The 1,097-nt window shown below is 65.5% G+C and carries 1 protein-coding gene; it reads left to right on the top strand.

The features are described 5' to 3' along the window. Positions 1-1,097: MFS transporter (locus tag BFE01S_RS36765; protein ID WP_052421091.1), on the top strand; the 1,097-nt coding region annotated here is incomplete at both ends.

The following is a 1,097-nucleotide window of genomic DNA, read 5'->3' on the forward strand; positions in this document are numbered from 1 at the left end:
ACTTCTTCACGCATGAGCGCCCCCGAGCGGCGCGCGACCGTATCGCTTGCGGCGATCTTCGCGCTGCGCATGCTGGGCCTCTTCATGATCATGCCGGTGTTTTCCGTCTATGCGAAGACGATTCCCGGCGGCGACAACGTCCTGCTGGTGGGCATTGCGCTCGGCGCCTACGGCGTCACCCAATCGCTCCTCTATATCTTCTACGGCTGGCTTTCCGACCAGGTGGGCCGCAAGCCCGTGATCGTCGCGGGCCTCGTGATCTTCGCCATCGGCAGTTTCGTGGCCGCGGGGGCACACGACATCACCTGGATCATCGTCGGCCGGGTGATTCAGGGCATGGGCGCGGTGTCGTCGGCCGTGCTCGCCTTCATTGCCGACCTCACCTCCGAAGAGCACCGCACCAAGGCCATGGCGATGGTGGGCGGCTCGATCGGCATGTCGTTCGCCGTCGCCATCGTGGGCGCGCCCATCGTGTTTCATTGGGTGGGCATGAGCGGACTCTTCACGCTGGTCGGCGTGTTCTCGATCCTCGCGGTGGGCGTGGTGCTGTGGGTCGTGCCTGATGCGCCGAAGCCCGTGCACGTGCGCGCGCCCTTCGCCGAAGTGCTGCACAACGTGGAACTGCTGCGCCTGAACTTCGGCGTGCTGGTGCTGCATGCCACGCAGACGGCGCTCTTTCTCGTCGTGCCGCGCCTGCTGGTGGACGCGGGCCTGCCGGTCGCCTCGCACTGGAAGGTCTATCTGCCGGTCATGGGCCTCGCATTCGTGCTGATGGTGCCTGCCATCATCGCCGCCGAAAAACGGGGCAAGATGAAGGCGGTGCTGCTCTCGGCCATTAGTCTTATCCTGATCGGCCAGCTGTTGCTCGGCTCGCTGGCGCATACCATAGCGATTGTGACGGCCGTGCTGTTCGTGTATTTCCTCGGCTTCAATATCCTGGAGGCGTCGCAGCCTTCGCTCGTCTCGAAGCTCGCGCCCGGCGCGCGCAAGGGCGCGGCCACGGGCGTGTACAACACCACGCAGTCCATCGGGCTGGCGGCGGGCGGCATCCTCGGCGGCTGGCTCCTCAAGCACGATGGCGCGAGCACGGTGTTCTA

The sequence above is a fragment of the Paraburkholderia ferrariae NBRC 106233 genome (assembly GCF_000685035.1).
GTDB lineage: Bacteria > Pseudomonadota > Gammaproteobacteria > Burkholderiales > Burkholderiaceae > Paraburkholderia > Paraburkholderia ferrariae.